25 protein-coding genes and 2 pseudogenes are annotated in these 24,117 nt (G+C 64.9%); 13 read left to right on the top strand and 14 right to left on the bottom strand.

Features of this window, described 5'->3' with window-relative positions:
- Positions 1-281 precede the first annotated feature (281 nt).
- Genes RX327_RS28220 through RX327_RS28210 form a run of 3 tightly spaced genes read left to right on the top strand, consistent with a single transcriptional unit; the run spans position 282 to position 3,395 of the window.
- Positions 282-1,460, top strand: a complete 1,179-nt coding sequence (locus RX327_RS28220) for an NEW3 domain-containing protein (protein ID WP_050385441.1) — start codon at positions 282-284, stop codon at positions 1,458-1,460.
- Positions 1,457-2,443: an ABC transporter ATP-binding protein gene (locus tag RX327_RS28215; protein WP_050385442.1), complete on the top strand. Its 987-nt coding sequence runs from the start codon at positions 1,457-1,459 to the stop codon at positions 2,441-2,443. The genes RX327_RS28220 and RX327_RS28215 overlap by 4 nt, the downstream gene beginning before the upstream one ends.
- On the top strand, positions 2,433-3,395 hold the full coding sequence (locus RX327_RS28210) for an ABC transporter permease (RefSeq protein ID WP_050385443.1): 963 nt from the start codon (positions 2,433-2,435) through the stop codon (positions 3,393-3,395). Before RX327_RS28215 ends, RX327_RS28210 begins: the two co-directional genes overlap by 11 nt.
- Before the next feature lie 18 nt (positions 3,396-3,413).
- Here the strand turns inward: RX327_RS28210 and RX327_RS28205 are convergent, their stop codons facing one another.
- The 3 genes from RX327_RS28205 to RX327_RS28195 form a co-directional block, all read right to left on the bottom strand.
- Positions 3,414-4,973, bottom strand: coding sequence for a glycine betaine ABC transporter substrate-binding protein (locus tag RX327_RS28205; RefSeq protein ID WP_317247757.1), 1,560 nt, complete (start codon positions 4,971-4,973; stop codon positions 3,414-3,416).
- Entirely contained in the window at positions 4,970-5,758 is a 789-nt protein-coding gene (locus RX327_RS28200; protein WP_317247756.1) for an ATP-binding cassette domain-containing protein, read from the bottom strand. Before RX327_RS28200 ends, RX327_RS28205 begins: the two co-directional genes overlap by 4 nt.
- 147 nt (positions 5,759-5,905) lie before the next feature.
- A complete protein-coding gene (locus RX327_RS28195; RefSeq protein ID WP_016844293.1) occupies positions 5,906-6,121 on the bottom strand; it encodes a hypothetical protein in 216 nt (71 codons plus the stop codon).
- A gap of 230 nt (positions 6,122-6,351) precedes the next feature.
- Here RX327_RS28195 and RX327_RS28190 point away from each other — a divergent pair.
- From RX327_RS28190 to RX327_RS28175, 4 genes and pseudogenes are all read left to right on the top strand, one after another.
- Positions 6,352-7,190: pseudogene (locus RX327_RS28190) on the top strand (metal-dependent phosphohydrolase).
- A gap of 112 nt (positions 7,191-7,302) precedes the next feature.
- Positions 7,303-8,013 carry a hypothetical protein gene (locus RX327_RS28185; protein ID WP_244482231.1) on the top strand — a complete coding sequence of 237 codons (711 nt, stop codon included), beginning with the start codon at positions 7,303-7,305 and terminating at the stop codon, positions 8,011-8,013.
- Positions 8,014-8,052: 39 nt separating this feature from the next.
- On the top strand, positions 8,053-8,325 hold the full coding sequence (locus RX327_RS28180) for a DUF3551 domain-containing protein (RefSeq protein WP_050385446.1): 273 nt from the start codon (positions 8,053-8,055) through the stop codon (positions 8,323-8,325).
- A gap of 115 nt (positions 8,326-8,440) precedes the next feature.
- The gene (locus RX327_RS28175; RefSeq protein ID WP_016844297.1) at positions 8,441-8,713 is read left to right on the top strand and encodes a DUF3551 domain-containing protein; all 273 of its coding nucleotides are present in this window, start codon (positions 8,441-8,443) and stop codon (positions 8,711-8,713) included.
- Positions 8,714-8,737: 24 nt separating this feature from the next.
- Here RX327_RS28175 and RX327_RS28170 read toward each other — a convergent pair whose 3' ends face one another.
- The 7 genes from RX327_RS28170 to RX327_RS28140 are packed head-to-tail and all read right to left on the bottom strand — an operon-like array spanning position 8,738 to position 14,674.
- The gene (locus RX327_RS28170; RefSeq protein WP_317247755.1) at positions 8,738-9,937 is read right to left on the bottom strand and encodes an FAD-dependent monooxygenase; all 1,200 of its coding nucleotides are present in this window, start codon (positions 9,935-9,937) and stop codon (positions 8,738-8,740) included.
- Positions 9,938-9,947: 10 nt separating this feature from the next.
- On the bottom strand, positions 9,948-10,343 hold the full coding sequence (locus RX327_RS28165; RefSeq protein WP_050385448.1) for a hypothetical protein: 396 nt from the start codon (positions 10,341-10,343) through the stop codon (positions 9,948-9,950).
- 23 nt (positions 10,344-10,366) lie between these two features.
- Positions 10,367-10,561 (bottom strand): hypothetical protein, encoded by a 195-nt coding sequence (locus RX327_RS28160; RefSeq protein ID WP_317247754.1) that lies wholly within the window; start codon positions 10,559-10,561, stop codon positions 10,367-10,369.
- Positions 10,562-10,604: 43 nt separating this feature from the next.
- Positions 10,605-11,198 carry a 3-phenylpropionate/cinnamic acid dioxygenase subunit beta gene (locus tag RX327_RS28155; RefSeq protein ID WP_317247753.1) on the bottom strand — a complete coding sequence of 198 codons (594 nt, stop codon included), beginning with the start codon at positions 11,196-11,198 and terminating at the stop codon, positions 10,605-10,607.
- 31 nt (positions 11,199-11,229) lie between these two features.
- Entirely contained in the window at positions 11,230-12,036 is an 807-nt protein-coding gene (locus RX327_RS28150) for an SDR family NAD(P)-dependent oxidoreductase (protein ID WP_050385449.1), read from the bottom strand.
- Positions 12,033-13,382 (bottom strand): aromatic ring-hydroxylating oxygenase subunit alpha, encoded by a 1,350-nt coding sequence (locus tag RX327_RS28145; RefSeq protein WP_050385450.1) that lies wholly within the window; start codon positions 13,380-13,382, stop codon positions 12,033-12,035. The genes RX327_RS28150 and RX327_RS28145 overlap by 4 nt, the downstream gene beginning before the upstream one ends.
- Positions 13,383-13,438: 56 nt before the next feature.
- On the bottom strand, positions 13,439-14,674 hold the full coding sequence (locus tag RX327_RS28140) for an ABC transporter substrate-binding protein (RefSeq protein ID WP_410712090.1): 1,236 nt from the start codon (positions 14,672-14,674) through the stop codon (positions 13,439-13,441).
- A 130-nt stretch (positions 14,675-14,804) separates the two neighbouring features.
- Between RX327_RS28140 and RX327_RS28135 the strand changes: the two genes are divergently transcribed.
- Positions 14,805-15,602, top strand: coding sequence for an IclR family transcriptional regulator (locus RX327_RS28135; protein WP_050385451.1), 798 nt, complete (start codon positions 14,805-14,807; stop codon positions 15,600-15,602).
- Here the strand turns inward: RX327_RS28135 and RX327_RS28130 are convergent.
- Entirely contained in the window at positions 15,578-16,501 is a 924-nt protein-coding gene (locus tag RX327_RS28130; RefSeq protein WP_050385502.1) for a ketopantoate reductase family protein, read from the bottom strand. The two genes, RX327_RS28135 and RX327_RS28130, sit on opposite strands and share 25 nt — an antisense overlap.
- A gap of 198 nt (positions 16,502-16,699) precedes the next feature.
- Here RX327_RS28130 and RX327_RS28125 point away from each other — a divergent pair, with 198 nt between their 5' ends.
- Positions 16,700-17,515 (top strand): ABC transporter ATP-binding protein, encoded by an 816-nt coding sequence (locus tag RX327_RS28125; protein ID WP_317247751.1) that lies wholly within the window; start codon positions 16,700-16,702, stop codon positions 17,513-17,515.
- The gene (locus RX327_RS28120; RefSeq protein ID WP_317247750.1) at positions 17,515-18,300 is read left to right on the top strand and encodes an ABC transporter permease; all 786 of its coding nucleotides are present in this window, start codon (positions 17,515-17,517) and stop codon (positions 18,298-18,300) included. Before RX327_RS28125 ends, RX327_RS28120 begins: the two co-directional genes overlap by 1 nt.
- On the opposite strand, the gene RX327_RS28115 is transcribed toward RX327_RS28120, so the two are convergent.
- Positions 18,297-19,139 (bottom strand): helix-turn-helix transcriptional regulator, encoded by an 843-nt coding sequence (locus RX327_RS28115; protein WP_050385454.1) that lies wholly within the window; start codon positions 19,137-19,139, stop codon positions 18,297-18,299. The genes RX327_RS28120 and RX327_RS28115 overlap by 4 nt on opposite strands.
- Before the next feature lie 92 nt (positions 19,140-19,231).
- On the opposite strand from RX327_RS28115, the gene RX327_RS28110 reads away from it, so the two are divergent.
- Positions 19,232-20,116, top strand: a complete 885-nt coding sequence (locus RX327_RS28110; protein WP_050385455.1) for an SDR family oxidoreductase — start codon at positions 19,232-19,234, stop codon at positions 20,114-20,116.
- 70 nt (positions 20,117-20,186) lie between these two features.
- On the opposite strand, the gene RX327_RS28105 is transcribed toward RX327_RS28110, so the two are convergent.
- Positions 20,187-21,512 carry a 4Fe-4S binding protein gene (locus RX327_RS28105; protein WP_050385456.1) on the bottom strand — a complete coding sequence of 442 codons (1,326 nt, stop codon included), beginning with the start codon at positions 21,510-21,512 and terminating at the stop codon, positions 20,187-20,189.
- Between the two features lie 217 nt (positions 21,513-21,729).
- Positions 21,730-22,179 carry a cupin domain-containing protein gene (locus RX327_RS28100; protein WP_028332446.1) on the bottom strand — a complete coding sequence of 150 codons (450 nt, stop codon included), beginning with the start codon at positions 22,177-22,179 and terminating at the stop codon, positions 21,730-21,732.
- Positions 22,180-22,362: 183 nt separating this feature from the next.
- Here RX327_RS28100 and RX327_RS28095 point away from each other — a divergent pair.
- Positions 22,363-23,389 (top strand): annotated as a pseudogene (locus tag RX327_RS28095) (ABC transporter substrate-binding protein).
- A gap of 12 nt (positions 23,390-23,401) precedes the next feature.
- The gene (locus tag RX327_RS28090) at positions 23,402-24,103 is read left to right on the top strand and encodes an NUDIX hydrolase (RefSeq protein ID WP_317247749.1); all 702 of its coding nucleotides are present in this window, start codon (positions 23,402-23,404) and stop codon (positions 24,101-24,103) included.
- The last annotated feature ends 14 nt before the right edge of the window (positions 24,104-24,117 follow it).

Below are 24,117 nucleotides of genomic sequence, written 5' to 3'. Positions count from 1 at the left end.
CCTTCGGGCTAAGGCGGAAGCAATCCATTGTCGCCAATCGCAACTGCGCTGCGAGCTCCCTGCGACGACCGCTCCGCACATCACAGAGATCGCATCGTGAACTAGACTAACGTCGGTAGACGAAGGTCGTCACGCGAAACCGCGCGCATTACTCATTTGTAATTACGCCGCCGAGATTTCGTCACGATTGTTGCGATGATCTGTCGCGCCGCTGCCACGGTGTTCATCAGCGCGCAGCGTCAAGTCAGTCAATCCCGCCCTTCTTGCAGGAGTGTTTGCCCATGCGAGCGCTCGATGTTGCGCGCCTTGTCGCCGCCTTCGGACTTGCTATTCCCCTTGCCATTCCCTCAGCCTACGCCGCGGAGCCGCCCCACGACATCAAGGGGCTCTACATGATGACGGACTATCCGGCCGTCACCATCAGGCCCGGCACCACCTCCAACATCTCGCTGCGTCTGCAGAATTACGATCTCGGCCCGCAGCGCTACAAGCTATCGGTCGAGGGCGTGCCGAGCGGCTGGACCGCGACGCTGCTCGGCGGCGGCCAGCCGGTCGCGGCCGCGATGCCGGCGCCCGACTCCAGCGTGCCGCTGCAACTCCGGCTCGACGTGCCCGCCAACGCTTCGCTCGCCGAGCAGACCTTGACGGTGAAGGCCGAAGGGCAGGGCAGCGAGGCGACGTTGCCGATCGTGGTCGCGCTCGCCAAGGAGCTGCCGGCAAAGCTGACGGTGACGTCGAAACTTCCCGAATTGCGCGGCAGCCCAAAATCGAATTTCGAATACACGCTGACCATCAAGAACGACAGCGGCCGCAACCTGGTCGCAAGCTTCGCCGCGGCTGCGCCGCAGAACTTCGAGACCTCGTTTACCGAGGCCTATGGCACACAGGAATTGTCGTCGATCCCGATCGAGGCCGGACAGTCCAAGGACATCAAGCTCAAGGTGCGGCCGCCGAGCGCGATTGATGCCGGGCATTTCCCGGTCAAGGTCACCGTCAACGCCGAGGATGCCTCGGCGCAGACCGAGGTGGCGCTCGATGTCGCGGGCCAGCCGCAGCTTCAGCTCTCCGGCCGCGACGGGCTGCTGAGCGCGCGTGCGGTCGCCGCCGAGCAGAGCACGATTCCGGTCGTCGTCACCAACAGCGGCACCGCGCCGGCCGACAACATCGAGCTCGCCGCGACGGCGCCGAGCGGCTGGAAGGTCACGTTCCAGCCCACCAGGATCGAGCGGCTGGTGCCCGGCAAGGACACTGAGGTTCAGGCGCTGGTGACGCCGAGCGACAAGTCGCTCGCCGGCGACTACCAGCTCGCGATGCGCGCTACCTCGCGCGGCGAGACGGCGTCGAGCCAGTTCCGCGTCACGGTGAGCACTTCTACCGTCTGGGGCATGGCCGGTGCCGGCGTGATTGGCGTCGCGCTGCTGTTGATGCTGGGTGCGGTTGCGAGGTTCGGACGGCGATGAGCGAGCAGCAGAACAACAGTGCTGCAACACGGCCCGAAACCGTCATCGCGGCACGCGATCTCACCAAGCGCTACGGCAAGACCAGCGTCGTCGACGCCATCAATTTCGACATCGCCAAGGGCGAGGTGTTCGGGTTGCTCGGCCCGAACGGCGCCGGAAAGACCACGACCATCCTGATGATGCTCGGGCTCACCGAAATCTCGGCCGGCCGGGTCAGCGTGCTCGGCTTCGACCCGGCGCGGCAGCCGTTGCAGGTCAAGCGGCGGGTCGGCTATCTGCCAGATGCCGTCGGTTTCTACGATCACCTGACCGCGGTGGAGAACCTCGCTTACGTCGCCAAGCTGATAGGCCTCCCGATGGCCGAACGCTCGCGGCGGATCGCGGCGGCGCTCACCCGCGTGCGTCTGCTCGACGTCGCCGACAAGCGCGTCGCAACGTTTTCGCGCGGCATGCGGCAGCGGCTCGGGCTTGCCGAGATCATCGTCAAGCGGGCCGAGATCGCCATCCTCGACGAGCCGACTTCGGGTCTCGACCCGCAGGCGACGATTGAATTCCTCGACCTGATCAGGGAGTTGAAGGCCGAGGGCGTTACCGTGCTGCTGTCGTCGCACATGCTCGACCAGGTGCAGCGGGTCTGCGATCGCGTGGCGCTGTTCCGGGCCGGGAAGATCGCGCTGATGGGTTCGGTGGCCGAGCTCTCGGTTCAGGTGCTGGGCGCGGGCTTCGTCGTCGAGGTCGAAGCCGACGGCGCGGGCATTGCGCGGCGGCTCGCCGCGATCCCGGGCGTCGGCAATGTCGAGACGCTCGCCGATGACCGCTTCCGCATGACCGCCGACCGCGACGTCCGGGCCGATGCCGCGCGCGCGGTAGTCGCGTCCAACGGCGCGCTGCGACGGCTCTCGGTCGACGAGCCGAGCCTCGAGGCGATCTACGCTCGCACCTTCCAGGCCACCCCGTCAGGAGGCGTGCGCGATGCGGCGTGAGGGTTCAGCATTCCAAGGCGTCGGTGCCGTCTTCGTCAAAGAGCTGTCGGACAACATCTCGAGCGTCCGCATGCTGATGCTCCAGCTTCTGATCGTGCTGACCGCGATGGCGGCGCTCTATGAGGCGATCGCCGCGCTCCGCCAGAATACCGCGGAGGATCCATTCCTGCTGTTGCGGCTGTTCACGGTGAGTCAGGTGCCGCTGCCGTCCTTTGTCGCCATCCTCGGCTTCCTGATCCCGCTGATGGCGATCGGGCTCGGCTTCGACCTGATCAACAGCGAGCACAACCGGCGCACGCTGTCGCGGATCCTGGCGCAGCCGATCTATCGCGACGCGCTGCTGCTCGGCAAATATCTCGCCGGGCTCGCGACGATCGCGATCAGCCTCACCGCGCTGTGGCTGCTGGTGATCGGCCTCGGCCTGATCTTCCTCGGCGTGCCGCCGGGCGGCGACGAGATCGCCCGCTCGCTGGCCTTCCTGGTGATTGCGATCTTCTATGCCGGGGTCTGGCTGTCGCTCGCAATGCTGCTCTCGATCGTATTCCGCTCGCCAGCGACCGCGGCACTGGTGGCGCTCGGCCTCTGGTTGTTCCTGACCGTGTTGTGGCCGATGCTGGCGCCGGCGATCGCGCAGGCCATCGTGCCGCCCGATCCACGTTTTGCAGCGCTCGGCCTCGATACGCCGGGCACGGCGATCTGGACCCAGCTGCTGCAGCGGTTCTCGCCCAATGACCTGTTTGGCGAGGCGATGCTGGCGGTGCTGTCGCCGACCACGCGCACGCTCGGCCCGGTGTTCCTCGATCAGATCCGCGGCGCCGTGATGGGTGCCCCGTTGCCGTTCGGCCAGAGCGTGATGATCGCCTGGCCGCAGACGGTCGGCCTGATCGCCTGCACCATCGTGCTGTTCGTCGCCGGCTACGTTCTGTTCCAGCGCCAGGAGGTCAGGGCCTGAGGCGGAGAGCGCGGCGGTTCAGTGCGGCCCAATCTTGTCCCACAGCCAGCGCGCCACCGCGTCGGGCGACGATGATGCGTCGTTGCCCGACGCGCGCAAATTGGCTTCGCGCATAGTGGCGATGTCGATCTTGCCGAGCAGCGGCCTCAGCGCCGCCTTGAGGGCCTCGTCGTCGCGCCGCTTTGGCGACAGCAGGACGATCGCGTCGTAGGGCGGGATGGCGTGCCTGATATCGTCCAGCGCGACGAGATCGTACTTCGCGATCAGACCGTCGCTGGTGTAGCCGGCGATCACGTCGACCTCGCCGCTGGCGGCGGCCGCATACATGAAATCCGGCTGCATCTGGCGTTGGGCGCGGAACGAAAGGCCGTAAGCCTTTTGCAGGGCCGCCCATTCGGGCCGCGAGAAGAATTCGTAGTCGCCGGCAATCGACATCGTCGATGCGTATGCGGCGAGATCGGCGATGGTGCGGATGCCGAGCGCCTCGGCGCGCTTCCTCGGCATCACCAGCGCATAGGCGTTCTCGAAGCCGAGGTCGCCGAGCAGGGTGATGTCTTGCTTTGCCAGCGTCATCTGCAACTCGCCCAACAGCTCGGCGCGGGGCTTGATGTCGGTGTGGTGGAGCTGGTTGGCCCAAAGCGTGCCGGAATAGTCGACATAGAGATCGATGTCGCCGGCCTTGAGCGCGTCGTAGATCACGTTGGAGCCGAGGCCGGCGCGGGTCGTGGCCGGAAGGCCCGCCGCTTGCAGCCGCTGCGCGATCAACGCCGACAGCACATATTGCTCGGTAAACGTCTTGGCGCCGACCACGATGCCCGCATGCGGACGCGCGATCGCGGGCAGCAGAGTCGCCGCGATCAGGGCAGTAATACCGAGCCCGCCGAGTGCCGTCCGGATGCGGCTGCGATTGCGCAGGCCGTTCTCGATCAGCGCCAGCAATTGGTCAACCACAAGCGCGAGCACGGCCGCAGCGAAGCAGCCGAACAGCACGAACACCCAGTTCTGGGTCTGGAGCCCGGCAAAGATGTAATTGCCGAGGCTGGTCTGCCCGATCGGGGTCGACAGCGTCGCGGTGCCGATCACCCAGACTGCGGCGGTGCGGATGCCCGCCATCATCACCGGCAGTGCCAGCGGCAGCTCGACCATGGTGAGCGATTGCCGCGGCGTCATGCCGACGCCCTGGGCGGCTTCCAGCACCGCCGGATCGACCCCCGACAGGCCGGTGATGGTGTTGCGCAGCACCGGCAGCATCGAATAGAGCGCCAGCGCCAGCATCGCCGGCAGGAAGCCGAACGCGGAGAAGGTGAAGCCGAGCCACGCCGCCGTCAACGCGGCGAGCGCCAGCAGCAGCGGATAGAACAACGCGAGCAGCGCGAGACCGGGCACGGTCTGCACGATGCCGGCAAGCCCGAGCAACGTCGTGCGCAGCACCGGCCGGTTACGAGAGATGATCGCAAGCGGCAGGCTGATCAGGAGACCGAGCGCCAGTGCGGCAAGGCTGACCTGCACATGGTTGCCGAGATAGTCGGGCAGATGCGCCAGCGCCTCGCCCCAGCGTGGATCGGCTGATAGAGTCATGCCGTGTCGCCCCGCGGCAGCAAGGCGCCCAGGCGTTCCGCCTGCCGGCGCGGCGTGCGCATCAGTTCACCGACATAGCCATCGGTGCTGGCCGAGAGTTCCGCCGGCGTGCCCTGGGCCAGCAGCCTGCCGCCGCGCATCACCGCGACACGATCGGCGAGCAGAATCGCCTCCGTCATGTCATGGGTGATCATCACTGTGGTCAGCCCCAGCTTGCGATGCAGCGAGCGATAATCGTCACCGAGCGCATCGCGGGTGAGGGGATCGAGCGCGCCGAACGGCTCGTCCATCAGCACGATGCGAGGCCTTGCCGCGAGCGCCCGCGCCACGCCGACGCGCTGGCGCTGGCCGCCGGAGAGTTCGTGCGGCATACGCTCGCGATATTGTGAGCGGTCGAGCCGCACAAGGTCGAGCAATTCATCGACCCGCGCCGAGATCTCCGCCTGCGTCCAGCCGAGCAGATGTGGCGTGATGCCGATGTTGCCGGCGACGGACAGATGCGGAAACAGCCCACCGCTCTGGAAGACATAGCCGATGCGGCGCCGCAGCAGGATCGGGTCGATGCGGCTGACATCCTCACCCTCGACCGCGATCCGGCCTTGGTCGGCTTCGATCAGGCGATTGGCGAGCCTCAGCAGCGTCGTCTTGCCGGAGCCCGAGCCGCCGACAATCGCCAGGAATTCACCCTCGGCTACGTCAAGCGAGACGTCGTCGACCGCCACCACGCGACCACTGTCAAAACTCTTGCCGACATGCGCATAGGCAATCAGCGGCGTTGCGGGCATTCCAGGGCGACCTCATGTCTCACCGTCGTTAACGACAGTGATAGCCCATAAATTGGACTTTGACTCGAGGCGCGGGCGCCTGCGCGGTGGTTTCGCAGGCTGTTCCGGTCGAAGCGGATCAGCCCCGTCCGGGGCTGTGAGCACACATCACACTTCGTTCTTGGGTACGTACTTGCCCATGATGCATTTATAGCTCTGCAGGTGCCATTCGTGATACGGCCCCTTGGCGAGCCAATCGGCGATGCCGATCTGCGCATTCACTGCGCAGGCGCCCATGGTGATGCCGGATTGGTCACTCGTGGTGACGACCTTTTCCATGCAGAGTTGAGCATTGCAGAGGATGGCGACGAGCGTAACGAGCATGACGGCCTTTATCAGTGGGGTTAACCCGGTCTGACCCGAATCATGCAGGGTTCATGCCACTATCAGCAGCTTTGGTGTCGCAGCCGACAAGACTGGGAAAGTACGGCCGGAGCGAATCGTCACGCCCGTCAGCGCGTAGCCGCACGCCCGTAGATACGCTATAGTCGCTGCCCAACTACGGCGTGAGATCGGGGCGAGCGAGGAACGTTGCGCGGTCGGGGGCTGCATCGATGATGACGTTACCTGAGTTGGCGGCAGGTGCTTTGGAGAAGTTTCTCGCCACGCATGTCAGCCGCACCTTCGGCGCTTCGCAGGCGCGCTTCGGCGAACTCCTGCCAGCCGCCGCGCGCATCGCGTTGGAATGCATCGGCAACAGCGACGCGCTCTACCACAATGTCGAGCACACGATGCTGGTCACGCTCGCCGGGCATGACATCATCCGCGGCCGCGCGCTGCACACCCACGTTACCGCCGAGGATTACACCCACACCATCATCGCCTGCCTGACTCACGACATCGGCTATGTGCGCGGTCTTTTGAAGGGCGATGGACCTGATGGTTACGTCATTGATGCCTCCGGCAACAAGGTGGTGCTGCCGCGTGGCTCGTCGGATGCCGGCCTGATGCCGTATCATGTCGACCGCTCGAAGCTGTATGTGCTCGACAGGCTCGAGGCCGTCCTTCCACTTGATCGCGAGCGCGTCGCGCGCAACATCGAGGGCACGCGGTTTCCGGCGCCCGTGAAGGCCAGGAATATGACGAGGAGGCCTCGATCCTGCGTGCGGCCGACTTCATCGGCCAGCTCGGCGATCCCAACTATCTGCGCAAGGCCAACGCGCTGTATTACGAGTTCGAGGAGGTCGGCATCAACCGTCAGCTCGGCTACGATTCGCCTGCCGACATCGTGAATCGCTACCCGCAATTCTATTGGAACATGGTTGCGCCGCACATTCAGGGCGCCATCAACTGCCTGAACATGACGGCAAGCGGCCGCCAGTGGATCGCGAACCTCTATAGCAACGTGTTCCGCGCCGAGCGCGAGGTGACGCTGTCCGGCCCGCAAATCTGACGCCGCGGCCTTTCAGCACGGATTGTGCTGCGTTCCCCAGCCGTTCGCGTGGTGTCCACATTTAGGCCTGCTTCGTCGTTGCACAGTCCGTGGAAATCAGCGACCTTGCGCCATGGACCCCTCCAGCGACCGTGTTTTCGACCGCTTCAGCATGATATCCCGTTTCGCTCAATTGATTGCGGCTGCCGTCCTCTGCTGGCCGGCGCTGGCCGTTGCCGCCGGTCCGGTCTACGACGTCGATCTGTACGCGTTGATGTCCGGCACTTGCCGCAATGTCTCCGTCGCAGGCCGCAGCTACACCTGCAAGGCAGTCGCCTATTTCCACACCCTGCGCGGCCGCTCCGAATTCACCGTGGTGCTCGACGATCCCGCCGACAAGAGCCACATCATCTCGTTCTCCGGCGAGAGCACCGAGCGCACCCAGGACAATCTGTTCGAGCTCGCGGTCGACCGCATGTTGCTGAAGTCCAGCGACCGCCCGCGAGTGGATGGTCTGCCGGTGCCGCTGGTCGAGATGTCGACGGGCTCGTGCCGCCAGGTCGGAAGCTTCATCACGCGGCAGGTGTCCACCATCACCTGCGCCGCAACCGACCAGAACGGCAAGAAATACGAGCTGAGCTTCGAATCGGACGGTTCGCCGATGACGTTGCGCCGGTTGCGGCAATCGACGCTGCCGTCCGAACGGCAGCGGGCGCGCCAGATCGCGCAGCTCGAATGCCGTCTCAAGGCGCGCGCTGCGCAAGTGCTGCCGCGGGACACGACGGCCTTCATGATCCGCTGCCTCGGTGAGGGCGACGGCAAGCCGGCCGACGAGCAACGATAGCCGTGCCCTGCGTTCCGGACGAGGCTTGAGGAGAATTCGATGCGTTTGAAACTCACCATCATCGCAGCCGTCGGAGTTTGCATCGCCGGGCCGGCCGCCGCACAGATGTACGATCCGAACTATCCGGTGTGCCTGGAAGTCTATGGCGGGAGGCTGACGCCCGAGTATATCGATTGCAGCTACACGTCGCTTCCGCAGTGTCAGGCGACGGCCTCGGGGCGCTCCGCGACGTGCTCGGTCAATCCGTTCTACAAAGGTCCGAAAAAGCCGCCAAAGCAACGGGGGCAGCGACAACGCCAGTCCACCAACTAGCGCGCTCAGGCTTCCCGCCTGCCGTCGCTCAAGACTGTATGGCCGTCGTGTCTCCAGTGCGGTTGACTAACCCCGGCAGTTGTGAGGAAACGGTCCGAGCAATAAGGAGAATCCGATGCGCCTGAAACTTTTCGCGATCGCTGCGTTCGCGGTCGCGCTGGCCCGACCTGCCGCCGGACAGGCCTATGATCCGAACTATCCGGTCTGTTTGCATCTCTATAACGGGCCGATGGCCGGAGACCACATCGATTGCAGCTACACCTCGATCCCGCAGTGTCAGGCGACGGCATCGGGTCTCTCTGCGATGTGCATCGTCAATCCCTTCTTCGCTCCTCCGCCACCACCGCCGGAACGTCCGGTGCGCCGCGGACGCCATCCCGTTCAGTGAGGCGGGCCCGCGAAACTCGTCTCGTCAAAGCGGCACACGCAAGGCATCGTAGGTGAACAGCCAGTCATAGCGCTCGCGCACCCGGTCCGGCTGCCATTCGCGCGAGACGTAGGCATCGGCGCCTTCGACGTCGGCGAGCGCGGGATTGTGGAAGCGCCTGGCATTCTCGGCCGACTTCACCACTATCGCGTTCGTCCGCGTCAGCCGCGCGGTCTGGTAGCGCTGCAGCGCTTCCTCGGGCGGGAAGCCTTCAAGACAGCGCGCCAGCACCATGCCGTCCTCGATCGCCATGTTGGCGCCCTGGGCCAGGAACGGCAGCGTCGGATGCGCGGCGTCGCCGATCAGGCAGGCGCGCCCGACGACGAAGCGATCGAGCGGGTCGCGGCCGAGCAGCGCCCATTTGTAGGGAATATCGAGGCTCGCGATGATGGTGTGAATCTCTGGATTCCATCCGGCAAAGGCTCCGCTACAGGCCTCGCGCGTACCGCGTTCGGTCCATGACTCGATTGACCAGCTCTCACCCTCGAAGATGCCGACGAAGTTCAACAGCTCGCCGCGGCGAACCGGATAGGTGATGACGTGGCCGCCCGGGCCGATCCAGTTGGTGCCGACGTCGCGCCTGAGGGGTGGCGGTAGCCGTTCCATCGGCACCAGGCCGCGCCAGGCGGCCACGCCCGAGAAGAACGGCTTGGTGTCGCCGCCGATCTGCCGGCGAATTTCGGAGTGCACGCCGTCGGCACCGACCACGACGTCGCCGCGCCGACGCTCGCCATTGGCAAGGTGCAGCCAGATGCCGTCGCCGTCCTGGTCAAATCCGGTGCAGCGGCTGCCAAGATGCAGCCGCCCCGGCGCCCGAACCTTGAATGCGTCGACCAGCACGCGGTGAAAGTCGCCGCGATGCACCATCCAGTAGGGCGCGCCATAGATCGCGCGCGAGGAGGCGCCGAGGTCGAACAGTTTCCAGGTCCGCCCGGTGCTGAACAGCCTGATCTCCTTGCCCGAGGGCTCGCAGGCGATGGCCTGCATCTCCTCCTCGAGCCCGAGCGCGATGAGGACGCTGGTGCCGTTGGCGCTGAGCTGGACACCGGCGCCGAGCTCGCGCAGCTCGGACGCCTGCTCGAAGATCTCGACTTCGATGCCACGCTGCAGCAGCGACAATCCGGCGACGAGACCGCCGATCCCGGCGCCGGCAATCAGGACCTTTGGCTTGCGGTGTGTACTCACGCGAACATCGCTATCTGTGCGTGATCAGGAAGTCGTCGGTGAATTCGCCGCGCGACAGCTTGACCGGGATCTCGCCGTCACTGCCGATCTCGACGATCTCCGAGCCGGACTTGCTATCCTCAGGGGTTAACAGCTCGATGCGCTCGGCGATCCGCTCCGCCTGCCAATCGGTCAGCTTCCAGGCAAACCGGCCGCCGAGATCGCGCATGCCGAATTCGTCGTCGGCGGGCGCCAGCACCAGCGCGTCGCGCGAGACGGCGCCGGGAATCCGCTCCGCCACGGCAATGGTCTGCGGGTCCTCGGCAAAGCGCCGCAGCAGCATTGCCAGCGCGGCGAGATCGGCGGCTTCGCCGAGGAACAGGAACAGCGGATGAAAATCGCTCGGCATGTATTCAAATCGCAGCATGATCGTCGGTCCGTTGACTGGGACTACTCGCTGAGCACCTTGACGACGTCCTGGGCGTGGCACAGCTCCACCGTGCCAACGTCGGCGGGCCGGGCAGGGCACTCCAGATAGCGTACCTGCAGCCACTGGCCATCGTCCATGTTCTCCACCACTTCGGCGACGACGCCGGCCTCCAGTTTCAGCCGCGTCCCCACCTTGATCGCCATCACGTCAATCATCGCTACCCTTGCTGATCTTGACCTTGCTCAGATCTGGCCCCGCTTAGAAGAACGTGGTGAGATTCTTGGCCAGCAGGATATTCTGTTCAAGCAATATCTCGCGCCGCGCGATCTTCCAGCCATCGTCGGTCAGGCGCAGCGTGTTGTTGCGGCGGCCGACGAAGATGTAGGTCTCATACTCGACGCGGTTCTGGTAGACGAGGAAGCGGCTGGTGACGTCCAGCTCGCGCGCAGCCTCGATATCCGGCCGCGCGCCCTTGATCTGCACATTGCTGACCATATGCGTGATGCGCGACAGCGGCTCCTCGGCATAGTGCACGCCGGTCAGGATCTGCTCGACCCGCTTGGTCAATGTCCATTTGTCTTCGTCGAACCAGCTGATGCCTTCACCGCGTTTGGTGTTCTCGCGCGCGGCCTGCTGGCCGAACTTCACATTGCGGCGGATCGGCATGAAATAGCCGATGTCGTCGGTGAGTAGCTCGAGCCAGTCGCGGAAGCGCCGGTCGTCGAGCAAATCGGCCTCGTGGTAGTAGAAATCCTCGACATCGGCCTTCAGCCGGTAGTAGGTCGCCGCTCGCTCGATCGCAGCGTTCCCGGCGTGTTGTTGTTTGTCCTGATCCTGAACGGTCGTCGTCATCGCTATCTCCTCATCAGGCATCGCAGGGTTGTCAGAGCGCCGGCTTGGGCGGGATCGGTCCGCCCTGCTGGGCGAAGCAGCCGACATCGATCACGGTGCCGGACAGCGTTTCCGCTTCCGGTGACAGCAGGAAGGCGACCACATTGGCGATGTCGTCACCGGCGGCGACGCGGCCCGCGGCGGTGCCCGGCGCGCCCTTGCCGAAACGCGCCGCATCGCCGCCGACACGGCCGAGGCTCATGCCGCTGACGATGCCGCCACCACCAGGGATCACGGTGTTGACGCGGATGCGCTGGTGGAAGAAGTCGTAGGCCATCGCTGCGCTGAGCGCGATAACGCCGCCCTTGCTCGCGCTGTAGACCGCCATGTTCGGCTTGCCCCAGCCGGCGCCGGATCCGATGTTGACGATCGAGCCGCCGCCTTGCGCGATCATGTGCGGGATCGCGGCGCGGCTGGTCAGATACGGTCCCTTCAGATTGACGGCGATGATCCGGTCGAACAGCACCTCGTCGGTGTCGAGCACGGTGCCGAGCGGGCCGATCGCGGCGTTGTTCACGACGCCGTCGATGCGCCCGAACCGCGCCATCGCGTGGGCGACCACCTTGGCAACATCGCCGGCCTGCGACACATCGGCTTCCATCAATTCGGCGGTGAGCCCTTCGCGATCGAGTTCCTCGCGCAGGGCGGGAATGGCGTTCTGCGCGGTACTCGAGACCTGCGGCGCCTCGAGACCGAAGGCCGCCACCGCGTGGCCGCGCCTGGCGAGGCCGAGCGTGATCGCGCGGCCGATCCCGAAGGTGCCCCCGCTGACGAGGACGGTTTTTGCGGGCGCGGTCATTCTGCGGCCTGCCGGCTGCCAGCGGGTGATCCGAGCAGCTCGTGCCAGTCGCCGCCCTGCATGTAGGTGGTCCAGCGGCGATAGAAGCCGCGCGCGATCTGCTCGGTGACTTGCGTGGAGACATCGCCGCCGAGCGGATGATCGGTGACGTAGGCGCCCATCGACTGCTGATAGTTGAAGGGATAGCGCCGCGCCACCGTGCCGGTGCTCGCCGCGGTGGCATAGAGCCAGTTCTCCATGTCGTCCTGTTCGGTCATCCCGGCCGGGCCGGAGTAGCGCATGTAGTAGCGGCGCAGATATTCCTTGGCTTCCTTCGGCGCGTCCTTGTCGACCAGGAAGAAGCGCCAGCCTTCGGTTGAGGTCGGGCTGTGCGGATGCCAGGCGCACAGTCCACGCGGCTGACGGCCATGATAGGAGGTGTTGGGGAAGATCGTGCCGACGAACGGCAGCAGCCGCGCCCCTTCGCCGAGCCGCCGCTTGCGCTCCTCGAAACAGTGCCGGAAGTATTTTTCGAGGATCGGGTTGTCGAGGAAGGACTCGATGTATTCGTTGGCCTCCGGCTGGATCGCGCTGTGCACGCCATGGCCTTCCGGAAAGCTGATCCAGACGTGCTGCGCTTTCTCCAGCTCATCGTCGCGGCGGCCCTTCTTGCCGGCGGCAGCGCTCGGCCCGATGCCGATCAGGTCGACCGAGCGATGGCTCGGGTTGTGATAGGTGTCGCCGAGGAAATTCTCGGCCGCGAATTTCCAGTTGGCGGGGAACACCCATTTGTGGACGCCGATCACCTCGGAGCCGCCTTCGCGGCCGTCGCGGCAGTCGAGCGCCTGGTCGAGATGGATCTTGGCATCGCCGAGATAGGTGATGAAGTCGGGCGCGTCCTTGTCCCAGGTCGCCCAGATCGAGCCCTTGTAGTTGCAAAGCTTCGCCACCGAGACTAGCGAGTTGGCCTCGCGGTCGAGCACCCCGTCATACAGCGTCCGGTGCAGTGGAACGCCCTGCAGCTTGCCGTCGGTGGTGTAGGTCCAGCTGTGATAGGGACAGGTGAACAGCGACGTGTTGCCCTGTTCGTAGCGGCACACCTTCATGCCGCGGTGCCGGCACGAATTGAGGAAGACGTGAATCTCGCCCTTCTTGTCGCGGCAGAGGATCACGGATTCCTCGCCCATCCGCGAGGTGTAGAAATCGCCGGGATTGGGCACCAGGCTTTCGTGCCCGACCAGCAGCCACGCACGGGTGAAGACCTTGTCGAGCTCCTGCCGATAGATATCGGCATCGACGAAGATCTCGCGGCTGATGAAGCCACCCTTGACGTCTACAAGCTGATCGAAATCGTTGCGAAGCGGCATCGGCTCCTCCTTGATCTTGCATGCGCGACCGTGCGTCGCGGCGATAATGGTGCGTCCTACTTGTCGAGCTTGCAGCCGCCCGTTCCCTCGGGGCGGAACGCCTTGTCGCCGGGGATGGCCGCGATCTTCTGGTAGTAGTCCCAGGGATATTTGCTCTCGTCCGGCTTCTTCACGCGGTAGAGCGAGAGGTCGTAGACGACGCGGCCGTCTTTGCGGATGTGCGCGGGGCGGCCGAAGAAATCGACCGGCAGCTTGCGCATCTCGGCATTGACCGCCTTCGCCTCGTCGCTGCCGCCGGCCTCGATCGCCTTCAGATAATGGCGCACGGCGGCGTAGGTCGCGGCCTGCAACTTTGTCGGTTCGCGCTTCTCGATCTCGATGAAGCGCTTGGCGAAGGCGCGGGTGCCGTCGTCGTCATCCCAGTAATATTGGGACGCGATGTACATGCCCTGCGCGTCGCGCAGGCCGATCGAATGGACGTCGGAGATGAAGGTCAGCATGCCGACGATGGTCTGCCCGCCTTGTTGCAGGCCGAATTCGTGGGTCTGCTTCACCGCGTTGACGGTGTCGGCGCCGGTGCCGGCCAGTGCCACCACCTTGGCACCGGAGCTCTGCGCGGCCAGCAAAAAGGATGAGAAGTCGGTGGTGTTGAAGGGATAGCGAACCGCGCCGATGACCTTGCCGCCCGTATCGGTCACCGCGCGTGAGGCATCCTTCACCATCGCGCTACCGAACGAATAGTCGACCGCGACAAAGAACCATTCCTTGCCGACGCGGCGGCTCAGCTCGCCGACCAGGCCGGCCGACAGCGCGTAGGTGTCGTCGGCCCAATGCGTGACGACGGGCGAGCATTTGTCGCCGGTCAAATCGGACGTCGCGGCGCCCGAGACCAGCGCGGTGCGGTTGCTCTGCGTTGCAAGCCCGGCGACGGCGAGCCCGACCGAGCTCACCGCGAGATCGGTCACCGCGTCGACATGCTCGACGTCGAACCATTGCCGCGCGATCCCGACCGCGACGTCGGGCTTGTTCTGGTGATCCGCCGAGATGATCTCGATCGGCTTGCCCAGCACCTTGTTATGAAAATCCTCAGCGGCAAGCTTGGCGGCGGTCACCGAGCCCGGCCCGCCGAGATCGCGGCCGCTGCCGTAGTCACCCAGCAGCGCAATCCGCACCACGCCGTCCGAGATGCCTGAGCCGTCGGGTGCGGCGTACGCCAGCGGCGTTGAGAGCATCAGCGTGGCGATCGCGGCAGCGGCCCATCTGCGCGAGGCGTTTGTCTCCAGCAATTCCAATCCTCCCGTCGATTTTTCATATGTCCATCTAGTGGACATTATTCTCATAATTTGCGATACTATTCGCGCGGGCCGATTGGTCAAGCGCGCTGGATGCAGCGCGCCCTGCCGAATTTGCGGATGTGGACGGATGGCAAAGAAACCGAAGGCGGAAGTTCAGGACGCGGAGCAGGGGGCGTCAGGCGTGCGGGCGGTCGACCGCGCCATCGCGATCCTGGAAAGCTTCACGCCGGATCAGCCGGCGATGAGCGTGATCGAGATCCAGAAGCGGGTCGGGCTGAGCCGGCCGACGCTCTATCGCCTGCTGCAGACGCTGGCGCAGCGCGACCTGATCCAGGCCGAAGGCGACCCGCAGCGTTTCAGGCTGTCGCACGGCGTGATGAAGCTGGCCCATGTCTGGCTGAAGGGTCTCGAGGTGGTCGCGATCGCGCGCCCGGTCGTCGAAGGCCTGCGCGAGGCGACCGGCGAGACCGCAGCGTTGTTCCGCGAGCAGGACGATCGCGGCATCTGCATCCTCGAATGCGAGAGCCGTCACGTGCTCTCGATCAGCCGCGGAGTTGGCCACAGTTTGAGCCTGATCCAGGGATCGACCGGCAAGGCGATGCTGGCCTTCATGGACCCGAAGCGGCAGGCCGCGCTTCTTGCCAGCATTGCAAAGAGCGCGGATCGCGCGCGGCTCGAGGACGCGCTGACCTTTGCGCGGCGCAACGGCTATGCGACCAGCCATGGCGAGATCTTCGCCGGCGCGGTCGCCGTCTCCGCGCCGTGTTTCGATCACCGCGGCGAGGTGGTCGGTTCGGTCGGCCTCTACGGACCGAGCGCGCGCATCGACGAGCGGAAGCTATTGGAATATTCAAAGCTGGTGCGCCAGGCCGGCCGGCAGATTTCGGTCCTGCTGGGCTATCAGGACGGCGCGCCCATCGCATAGGGCTTCAACACCGCATAGAGCATGTCGTGTGTCGGCGTCGGGACGCCGAGCTTGCGGCCGAGCTCCACCACCTTGCCGTTCAGCCACGGCAGTTCGAGCCGGTTGCCACGCTCGAGATCGAGCGCCATCGAGGCCTTCATCGCAGGTGGCGCGTGTCCGATGAAGTCGAGCACTTTCGTCAGCGCATCCGGCGGCAGCTTGATGCCGTTGGCGTGCGCGATGGCGATGATCTCCTCGCAGGCCGATACGAAGAGCGGGCGCAAATCGGGATCGTCGCGCAGCTTGCCGATCGGCAGCCTGGTGACCGCGGTCAAGCCGGCATTGGTGGCGAGGCCGACGAACTTCATCCAGAGCTCGGTGTTGATCTGCTCGCTCAAGGTCGCGTCGAAGCCGGCCTTCAGGCAGAGATCGAGCAGCGCCTTGCCGCGCGGCGTGATGCGGCCGTCGAGCTCACCGAAGATCATGCGCATGAAGGTGCCGACCTGGTTGATGACGCCAGGCTTGATGATCGAGGCCGAGATCTGCGCCACGCCGCCCATCACGGCGTTGCGTCCCAGAATCGGGACCAGCCTGTCAGGCGCGTCGATGCCGTTCTGCAGCGGGATCACCGCGGTGTCGGGGCCGACCATCGGCCTGATGTATTGGCCGGCGCTCTCGACGTCCCACAGCTTGACGCAGAACAGCACGATATCGACCGGGCCGACGCTTGCCGGATCGTCGGTCGCCTGGGTCGGCACCAGATGGGTTTCGCCGCGGCCGCCCTTAACCTTCAGCCCCTCGCTGCGCATGGCGGCCAAATGAGCGCCGCGCGCGATAAAGGTGACGTCGGCGCCGGCATGCGCGAGCGCCGCACCAAAGCCGCCCCCGACACCTCCGGCGCCCACCACTGCGATCCGCATGATTGTCTCCTTGTCCGTCGCTTTGGGTCGCAGCCTCGACGATGTCGGCGCAATGCGCAACCCGGTTGCGCGATTGCGCAACCCGGCCTGTCTGAAAATCGCGTGACCACAGCCTTGTTTGCTACGCCATCTTCCTGCGTTGACTTGCCCGCCCGAACCGCTAAGCCATCTCGGAAAGTTCGGGAGGGATGCGTGGCGATGACGGAGCCGACGGCGGTCGCGCTTGACAGTGCGACGGTGGCGTTTCGGTTGGCGGATGGACGCGTCTATACCGCGGTCGAACAGGCCAATCTTTCGGTTGATCATGGCGAGTTCGTCGCCATTGTCGGCCCGACCGGCTGTGGGAAATCGACGCTGCTCAACGTTGCGGCCGGGCTGCTGAAGCCCGCGGCCGGCAGCGTCCAGATCTTCGACCGGCCGCTGGCGGGGCTGAACCGGGATGCCGGCTACCTGTTCCAGGCCGACGCGCTGTTCCCGTGGAAGACCGCGCTCGACAATGTCGCGATCGGGCTCGAGATCAAGGGCACGCCGCGCGCCGAAGCGCTGCCGCGGGCGCAAAAATGGCTGACGTCCGTCGGCCTCGGCGCCTTTGCGGGCCGCTATCCGCACATGCTCTCCGGCGGACAGCGCAAGCGCGTGGCGCTGGCGCAGGTCCTGATCCGCGATCCGAAGATCCTCCTGATGGACGAGCCGTTCGGGCCGCTCGATGCGCAGACCCGTCAGGTCATGGGCAACCTGCTGCTCGACTTGTGGAACGCCGACCGCAAGGCCGTGCTGTTCGTCACCCACGATCTCGAGGAGGCGATCGCGCTCGCCGATCGCGTCGTGATCATGTCGGCCGGGCCGTCCTCGCGCATCATCGGCGATTGGCGCGTGAGCCTGCCGCGCCCGCGCGACATCTTCGAGGTGCGGCTCGACAAGGAATTCCATGCGCTGCATCGCGAGATCTGGAGCGTGCTCAAGGACGAGGTGATGAAGGGCTATGTCCAGTCGACGCAGGCCGGAGCTGCCTGATGTCGCGCGTCACGCTGTTGTCCTTGCAGGTTCTGGTCGCCGTCGTCACGCTCGCGCTCTGGCAGCTCTTCTCCACCGTTCCCGTGTTCGGCAAGATCCTGCTGCCGCCGTTCTTCTTCTCCAATCCGTTCGACGTGTTCAGCCAGATCGTGAAATGGTTCTCGTCCGGCGTGATCTGGAAGCATCTCGGCATCACATTGACGGAATCGATCCTCGCCTTCGTGATCGGTTCGCTCGGCGGCGTGCTGATCGGCTTCTGGTTCGCGCGCCAGCCGCTGGTCGCCGCCGTGTTCGACCCCTACGTGAAGATGGTCAACGCACTGCCGCGCGTCGTGCTGGCGCCGATCTTCGCGCTATGGCTCGGCCTCGGCATCTGGTCCAAGGTTGCGCTCGGCGTCACCTTGGTGTTCTTCATCGTGTTCTTCAACGTCTATCAAGGTGTGAAAGAAGTCAGCCGCACCGTGCTCGACAACGGCCGCATGCTCGGCATGAGCGAGCGGCAGTTGATGCAGCACGTGTATTGGCCGTCGGCGCTGTCCTGGATGTTCTCCTCGCTGCACACTTCGGTCGGCTTCGCGGTGGTCGGCGCGGTCGTCGGCGAATATCTGGGATCGGCGGCGGGGCTCGGCTATCTCATCCAGCAGGCCGAGGGCGTGTTCGACGTTGCCGGTGTGTTCGCCGGCATGTTCGTGCTTTCGGCCTTCGTCATCCTGATCGACTTCGGCGTCACGCTGGTCGAGAATCGGCTGCTGGTGTGGCGGCCGACGCCGGTGACGCGGGATTAGGGCACTGCCGGCGCGGCCTCGATCAACCCGCGGATATTGTTCGTCACCTCCGGGTCGATCGGATTGTAGACGATCATGCTGAGGTCGGGCCGTCCGTCGACCGCGAACGCCGAATATTCGAACTTGACCGGGCCCAGGATCGGATGCCGGAGCTGCTTGACGCCTTCGCCGTGCGTTCGCACGTCGTTGTCGCGCCACAGCGCCGCGAATTCCGGGCTGAGCCGGCAGAGCTCGTCGACAAAGGGTTGCACCTCGGCTGCGGCACCGGCGCGCGCGGCGTCCACCCTGAAGGCGCCGACCACGAAGCGCGCCACGCTGGCCCAGTCATGTTGTGCCGCGCGGACGCGCGGATCGAGGAACATGAAGCGGAGCACGTTGCGCTCGCGCGGCGGCAGCGATCCGTAGTCCGTCAGCATCACGGTCGCGGCCCGGTTCCAGGCGACGATATCCCAGGTGGCGGTGCGTATCACGGCGGGGCGCGGCTCCAGCGCGTCGAGCACGCGCTGCAGCCGGGGGGTGACGCCTTCGCTTCGTTGGTAACGCACCTCGGGCGTGCGGCCGAGGCCGAGCAGGAACAGATGCTCGCGCTCGACATCGGTCAGCATCAGCGCACGCGCGATGCGGTCGAGCACATCGGCCGAGGGCGCGCCGCCGCGGCCCTGTTCGAGCCAGGTGTACCAGGTCGCGCTGATGTTGGCGCGCTGCGCCACCTCTTCGCGGCGCAGGCCCGGCGTGCGCCGCCGCTCCGGCGGAAAGCCGAACACGGCCGGATCGAGCTTGCTGCGGCGGTCCTTCAGGTAGGCGCCGAGCAGGTTCTCTTGCGCGAGCGGTTCGCTCATCCTGTTAGCTGCTATACCATGATAAGGTCACTACTTTAACAGGATAGCGCGCAGGGCCAGATTTGTCTCCAACGAAACCTGGAGACTTCCTCATGCGCGTGTTCGTCACTGGTGCCACCGGATTCATCGGCACTCCCGTCGTCAAGGACCTGATCGCCGCCGGACATCAGGTTCTTGGCATGGCCCGTTCGGACGAGGGGGCGAACGCGATCTCTGCCGTTGGTGCGGAGGCTCTTCGCGGCTCGCTCGAGGACCTTGATAGCTTGCGCAAGGGGGCAAGCGCTTCGGATGCTGTCATTCACCTGGGCTTCGTTCACGACTGGTCCAACTTCGCGAAGAGTTGCGAGATCGACCGCTGCGCCATCGAAGCGCTGGGTTCTGTTCTGTCTGGATCGGACAGGCCGCTGATCGTGACCGGGGGCTTGGCGGGATTGGCCGCGCCCGGCCAGATCGCGACTGAGGACCAAACGATATCGCCGGATTTCCCATTCCCTCGCGTGTCGGAACAGACGGCCCTGTCGCTGAACGGCGTCCGCGCGTCGGCCATGCGTCTTCCGCAGGTTCACGATTCTGTCAGGCAGGGTCTCATCACCCCCTTGATCGCAGTGTACCGCGAAAAGGGCGCGTGCGCCTATCTCGGCGACGGGCAAAATCGCTGGCCGGCGGCGCATGTTCTCGACGTCGCGCGTCTCTACCGGCTGGCCATCGAAAAGGCTGAGCCGAACGCAAGGTATCACGCCGTCGCGGAAGAGGGGGTCTCGATGCGCGATATTGCCGAAACGATCGGCCGGCGGCTGAAGCTGCCGGTCAAATCCATCGCCCCGCAAGAGGCGCAGGCCTTCTTTGGCTGGCTCGGCACGTTCGCGGCATACGACATGGCGGCCTCCAGCGAGCAGACGCGCAGGAAGCTTGGATGGCAGCCGACCGGGCCGGGGTTGATTGCCGATCTCGAACAGCTGGTCCATTCCGCCCAGTAAGAAGCAGCGCAGTAGGACGCGGAGGTGGTAAGCCGAAGGCGTAACCCACCCTACGCAACTACGCTGCGGCTCAGAGCGGGAAGCACCGCATGTAGGCGGCGAACAATGCTTCATCGTTATGGCTCACCAGCTTTGCGTCAATCGCGTCGGCAAGTTCGAGGTCGCGGTTCTGCACGCGCAGCCATGCCTGGGCGTCAGCGGTGATGGTCAGAGCGGCCTCTCCGACATGCCGTCCCGGCACCACTTGCAGATCCTTGCCCTTGATCGCAACGGTCATATCCAGCGGGCTCGCCCCGGTGAAGCGCAGATGCGTCACGAAATCCAGGCCCCGAGCTCTGCCGCGCTGGAATCCGAGCGAGAGCGAAAAGATATAAGCCTGCAGGCTGCCGATATGGCGGCCCGAGGTGACATGCTGGACCTTCTTGTGCGGAAAGCGCCGCGTCACGGTGTCCTCGGCGTCGGTATCCGGGATCACGTAGACGTACTCGTCCTTGTCGATCAGTGGCTGCACCACGTCGGCGAAATGCCCGTCGCGATCGTGCAGGAAGGGGCCAATCACGTCTTCGCCGGCCGGGCAGGCCGAGATGCAATAGGCCGCCTTGTAGCCCGGCTTGAACGACAGCGATTGCCAGATGTTCAGCGTCTCGGTGCGGGGGACGCGGGCGCGATAATCCCTGGCGTCCTTTGCATCCGCGACCTTCTCCACCCACTGCGAGAAGTTGCCGAGAAAGTCGTGATAGTTGTGAGTGTGGCAGGACAGGAAGTCGAAGCCGCCGTCCGGCTTGATGGCGCCGACCGGGCAGGCAGCGACGCACAATTTGCACTCCAGGCAGGGATTGTAGTCGATCGGATGGTCATGGGCGTCGACCTCGCATCCGAGCAGGATGGTGCCGAGCAGGACGAAACTGCCGAATTTCGGGTGGATGATGCTGCGATGGATTCCCATGCGGCCGAGACCGGCTTCCACCGCGATCGGCTTGTGCTGAACCATCATGATCCTTGGCAGATCCATCTCCATCGGGAACGCGGCAACCGAGTTGCAGGCCGGGATGCCGTGCTCGTCGAGCGCGCGAACGATGGCGCGCGCGGTTTCGTTGACGTGATCGTAGGTGCTGTGGAATTCCTCGTTGGCAACCGAGCGCGAGGGCGAGCGCACCGGCTCACGGTTCATGTGGCAGACGATCGCGAGCAGGGAGCGCGTCCGGCCATAGACCTTGCCAATGAAGTCGCGCTGCGGCGCGATGGCGGCCCGTTCGAACTCGATGATGCCGACATCATCGGCTCCGCATCTGCGCGCGATATCCTTTATCAGTTCCGATGAAACCGGGACGTCGCGGACCGGTTCGCTGCTGCGCGCGCGCACAGCCCTGACCGTGGGGTGATCGTCCAGGCTCATGGGTCTTGCTCTCTATAAAATGACGATCGTCATATTATGAAGCGAGCAAACTTGAGGCAAGTGAATTATCTGTCAAGTGTCATGTCATGGAACCGGCGCGGGCGCGCGCGACTTTCGTCATTGCGAGGACCGAAGCGACGAAGCAATCCATGGGTCCGCCCATCCAGAGAGATGGATTGCTTCGCTTCGCTCGCAATGACGCTGAGAGAGGCAGCCGTCAATCCAGCAGCTTGGTGTCATCCGGCGCCTGCGGGGGCGTCTTGATCGCGATCGCCTTGATGGCGCGGCCGTTCGGCTTGGTGCCGCCATGCGGCGTGCCCTTCGGGATCACGATCAGGTCGCCGGGCTTCACCGTCACTTCCTTGTCACCGAGCCAGACCGTGCCGGTGCCTTCGAGGACGAACTGCATCTCGTTGGTGTTGGGATGCATGTGCTTCGGCACGTTGCCGTCCTGGATCGAGACGGTGGCGCCGTCGGCGGAGACGAACATCTTGGAACGGAAGCCGACCTTGTTGGCGTCGCCGAGCTTGTCGCCCTCCATCTCGCCGGTATGGATGACCTGCGCCGTGATGTTCTCGGCGGCGAGCGCCGGCCGCAGCAAATGGGTGACGCCACAGCCCGCGGCAAAGGCGGCAGCGATCGACAGCGCAGTTGCAATACGATTCATGAAGGCCTCCCTTGATGTTTCCCTTGAAGTATTCTTGGTGCTTCCAGTTTTTGCGCTTCTTCGGCGTTTTCTGAATAGCTGCGATGCTATGCCGCCGCCGCAGGCTTGACCAGCTGTCGGAAAGTCGCCTTCTCAAGGCCTTCCAGCTCCTCTATCTTGCCGACCAATCGAACGGAGGACGTCATGAACAAACTGCTTGGCAAGCTTGCCGGAATGCTGCTGGCGCTGACCCTGTCCACGGGCCTTGCCGCGGCGCAAAGCAAGGTGACCATCGCGGTCGGCGGCGGCTCCTGTCTGTGCTACCTGCCCACGGTGCTGGCCAAGCAGCTCGGCGAATACGAGAAGGCCGGCCTCAATGTCGAACTGGTGGATCTCAAGGGCGGTTCGGATGCGCTGAAAGCCGTGCTCGGCGGCAGTGCCGACGTGGTCTCCGGCTATTTCGACCATTGCGTCAATCTCGCGGCCAAGAAGCAGGAGCTCCAGTCCTTCGTGGTCTATGACCGCTATCCTGGCCTCGTGCTGGTGGTCGCACCCTCGCGCACCAACGACATCAAATCGGTCAAGGATCTCGCGGGCAAGAAGGTCGGCGTCAGCGCGCCAGGCTCCTCCACCGACTTCTTCCTCAAATACATGCTCAAGAAGAACGGCGTCGATCCCGCCGATACCGCCGTGATCGGTGTCGGTCTCGGCGCCACCGCGGTCGCCGCCATGCAGCAGGGCCAGATCGACGCGGCCGTGATGCTCGATCCTTCGGTGACCGTGCTTCAGGGCGGCTACAAGGACCTCAAGATTTCTCAGTGACACCCGCACCCAGAAGGACACGCTGGAGACCTTCGGCGGCGAATATCCGGGCGGCGCGCTGTATTCGACCGCGGCCTGGATCAACGGCCATGAGAAGGAGACGCAGGCGCTCACCAATGCGATCCTCGCCACGCTCGCCTGGATCCACTCCCACAGCGCCGAAGATATCATGGCCAAGATGCCCGACGAGATCGTCGGTAAGGACAAGGCGCAGTATCTCGCCGCGCTGAAGAACACGATCCCGATGTTCTCGGAAACCGGCAAGATGGATCCGAAGGGCGCGGATGCCGTGCTCGCGGTGTTCAGCGTCGGCTCGCCCGAGGTCGCGAACGCCAAGATCGACGTCAGCAAGACCTTCACCAACAAATTCGTCGACCAGGCCAAGAAGACCACCGGAAACGCGAAGTAAACACGTTCGGATATGCAGTCTCCGCTCATTTGTCGTGTCACCGCGCTCGACCTTGCCTTGCAGCGGCGTCCCTGGCCGTTCGCGGACCAGCGGCGCGCCGAGATCGACGCGCATTTCGCCGAGCAGCAGCGGCTGAACCCGAACCTGTGGAATGGCCGCGTGCTGCTCGGGCGCGATCCGGTCTTCGCCGGCGAGCGGCTCAGCGCGACCTATTTCGAGACCGACTTCGCCAGCTTCCTCGCCTGGCGCGACTGGGGCTTTCCCGATGCGGCCGTGTTCAACGGTTTCGGCATGGGCGCACTGCGCACCTCCGACGGCGCCTTCTTGTGCGGGGTGATGGGCGAGCAGACCGCGAATGCCGGACGCATCTATTTCCCGTCAGGGACACCCGACCTCGACGATATCAGGGGCGACACGGTCGATATCGCCGGCAGCGTGATGCGCGAACTCGAGGAGGAGACGGGATTGTTGCCGTCGGATTGCCGCGGCGACGCCGACTGGCACTGCATCTACACCGGGCCTGCGCTTGCAATGATGCAGATCCTGCGCGCCGATATGCCTGGTGACGCGCTGCGGGCGCGGATCGAGGCCAATCTCGCGCGGCAGGCAAATCCCGAGCTTGCCGGCATCCATCTGGTGCGCAGCCGAGCCGATCTCACGCCCGCAATGCCGCGCTTCGTCACCGCGTTCATCGAGACGCAGCTGCCGGCCTAGGCAAAGGACTACGC

It is taken from the genome of Bradyrhizobium sp. BEA-2-5, assembly GCF_032918025.1.
Taxonomy (GTDB): Bacteria; Pseudomonadota; Alphaproteobacteria; order Rhizobiales; family Xanthobacteraceae; genus Bradyrhizobium; species Bradyrhizobium pachyrhizi.
This window is presented reverse-complemented; position numbering and strand designations above follow the sequence as displayed.

What these genes read in the sequence shown, in the direction of transcription:
- RX327_RS28105 (WP_050385456.1), bottom strand. Translation starts at nt 21,512, where the DNA reads ATGAGCCTGGACGATCACCCCACGGTCAGGGCTGTGCGCGCGCGCAGC.
- RX327_RS28135 (WP_050385451.1), top strand. Translation starts at nt 14,805, where the DNA reads ATGGCAAAGAAACCGAAGGCGGAAGTTCAGGACGCGGAGCAGGGGGCG.
- RX327_RS28150 (WP_050385449.1), bottom strand. Translation starts at nt 12,036, where the DNA reads ATGACCGCGCCCGCAAAAACCGTCCTCGTCAGCGGGGGCACCTTCGGG.
- RX327_RS28160 (WP_317247754.1), bottom strand. Translation starts at nt 10,561, where the DNA reads ATGATTGACGTGATGGCGATCAAGGTGGGGACGCGGCTGAAACTGGAG.
- RX327_RS28180 (WP_050385446.1), top strand. Translation starts at nt 8,053, where the DNA reads ATGCGTTTGAAACTCACCATCATCGCAGCCGTCGGAGTTTGCATCGCC.
- RX327_RS28100 (WP_028332446.1), bottom strand. Translation starts at nt 22,179, where the DNA reads ATGAATCGTATTGCAACTGCGCTGTCGATCGCTGCCGCCTTTGCCGCG.
- RX327_RS28090 (WP_317247749.1), top strand. Translation starts at nt 23,402, where the DNA reads ATGCAGTCTCCGCTCATTTGTCGTGTCACCGCGCTCGACCTTGCCTTG.
- RX327_RS28200 (WP_317247756.1), bottom strand. Translation starts at nt 5,758, where the DNA reads ATGCCCGCAACGCCGCTGATTGCCTATGCGCATGTCGGCAAGAGTTTT.
- RX327_RS28115 (WP_050385454.1), bottom strand. Translation starts at nt 19,139, where the DNA reads ATGAGCGAACCGCTCGCGCAAGAGAACCTGCTCGGCGCCTACCTGAAG.
- RX327_RS28130 (WP_050385502.1), bottom strand. Translation starts at nt 16,501, where the DNA reads ATGCGGATCGCAGTGGTGGGCGCCGGAGGTGTCGGGGGCGGCTTTGGT.
- RX327_RS28205 (WP_317247757.1), bottom strand. Translation starts at nt 4,973, where the DNA reads ATGACTCTATCAGCCGATCCACGCTGGGGCGAGGCGCTGGCGCATCTG.
- RX327_RS28120 (WP_317247750.1), top strand. Translation starts at nt 17,515, where the DNA reads ATGTCGCGCGTCACGCTGTTGTCCTTGCAGGTTCTGGTCGCCGTCGTC.
- RX327_RS28210 (WP_050385443.1), top strand. Translation starts at nt 2,433, where the DNA reads ATGCGGCGTGAGGGTTCAGCATTCCAAGGCGTCGGTGCCGTCTTCGTC.
- RX327_RS28220 (WP_050385441.1), top strand. Translation starts at nt 282, where the DNA reads ATGCGAGCGCTCGATGTTGCGCGCCTTGTCGCCGCCTTCGGACTTGCT.
- RX327_RS28110 (WP_050385455.1), top strand. Translation starts at nt 19,232, where the DNA reads ATGCGCGTGTTCGTCACTGGTGCCACCGGATTCATCGGCACTCCCGTC.
- RX327_RS28215 (WP_050385442.1), top strand. Translation starts at nt 1,457, where the DNA reads ATGAGCGAGCAGCAGAACAACAGTGCTGCAACACGGCCCGAAACCGTC.
- RX327_RS28145 (WP_050385450.1), bottom strand. Translation starts at nt 13,382, where the DNA reads ATGCCGCTTCGCAACGATTTCGATCAGCTTGTAGACGTCAAGGGTGGC.
- RX327_RS28185 (WP_244482231.1), top strand. Translation starts at nt 7,303, where the DNA reads ATGGACCCCTCCAGCGACCGTGTTTTCGACCGCTTCAGCATGATATCC.
- RX327_RS28165 (WP_050385448.1), bottom strand. Translation starts at nt 10,343, where the DNA reads ATGCTGCGATTTGAATACATGCCGAGCGATTTTCATCCGCTGTTCCTG.
- RX327_RS28125 (WP_317247751.1), top strand. Translation starts at nt 16,700, where the DNA reads ATGACGGAGCCGACGGCGGTCGCGCTTGACAGTGCGACGGTGGCGTTT.
- RX327_RS28155 (WP_317247753.1), bottom strand. Translation starts at nt 11,198, where the DNA reads ATGACGACGACCGTTCAGGATCAGGACAAACAACAACACGCCGGGAAC.
- RX327_RS28175 (WP_016844297.1), top strand. Translation starts at nt 8,441, where the DNA reads ATGCGCCTGAAACTTTTCGCGATCGCTGCGTTCGCGGTCGCGCTGGCC.
- RX327_RS28195 (WP_016844293.1), bottom strand. Translation starts at nt 6,121, where the DNA reads ATGCTCGTTACGCTCGTCGCCATCCTCTGCAATGCTCAACTCTGCATG.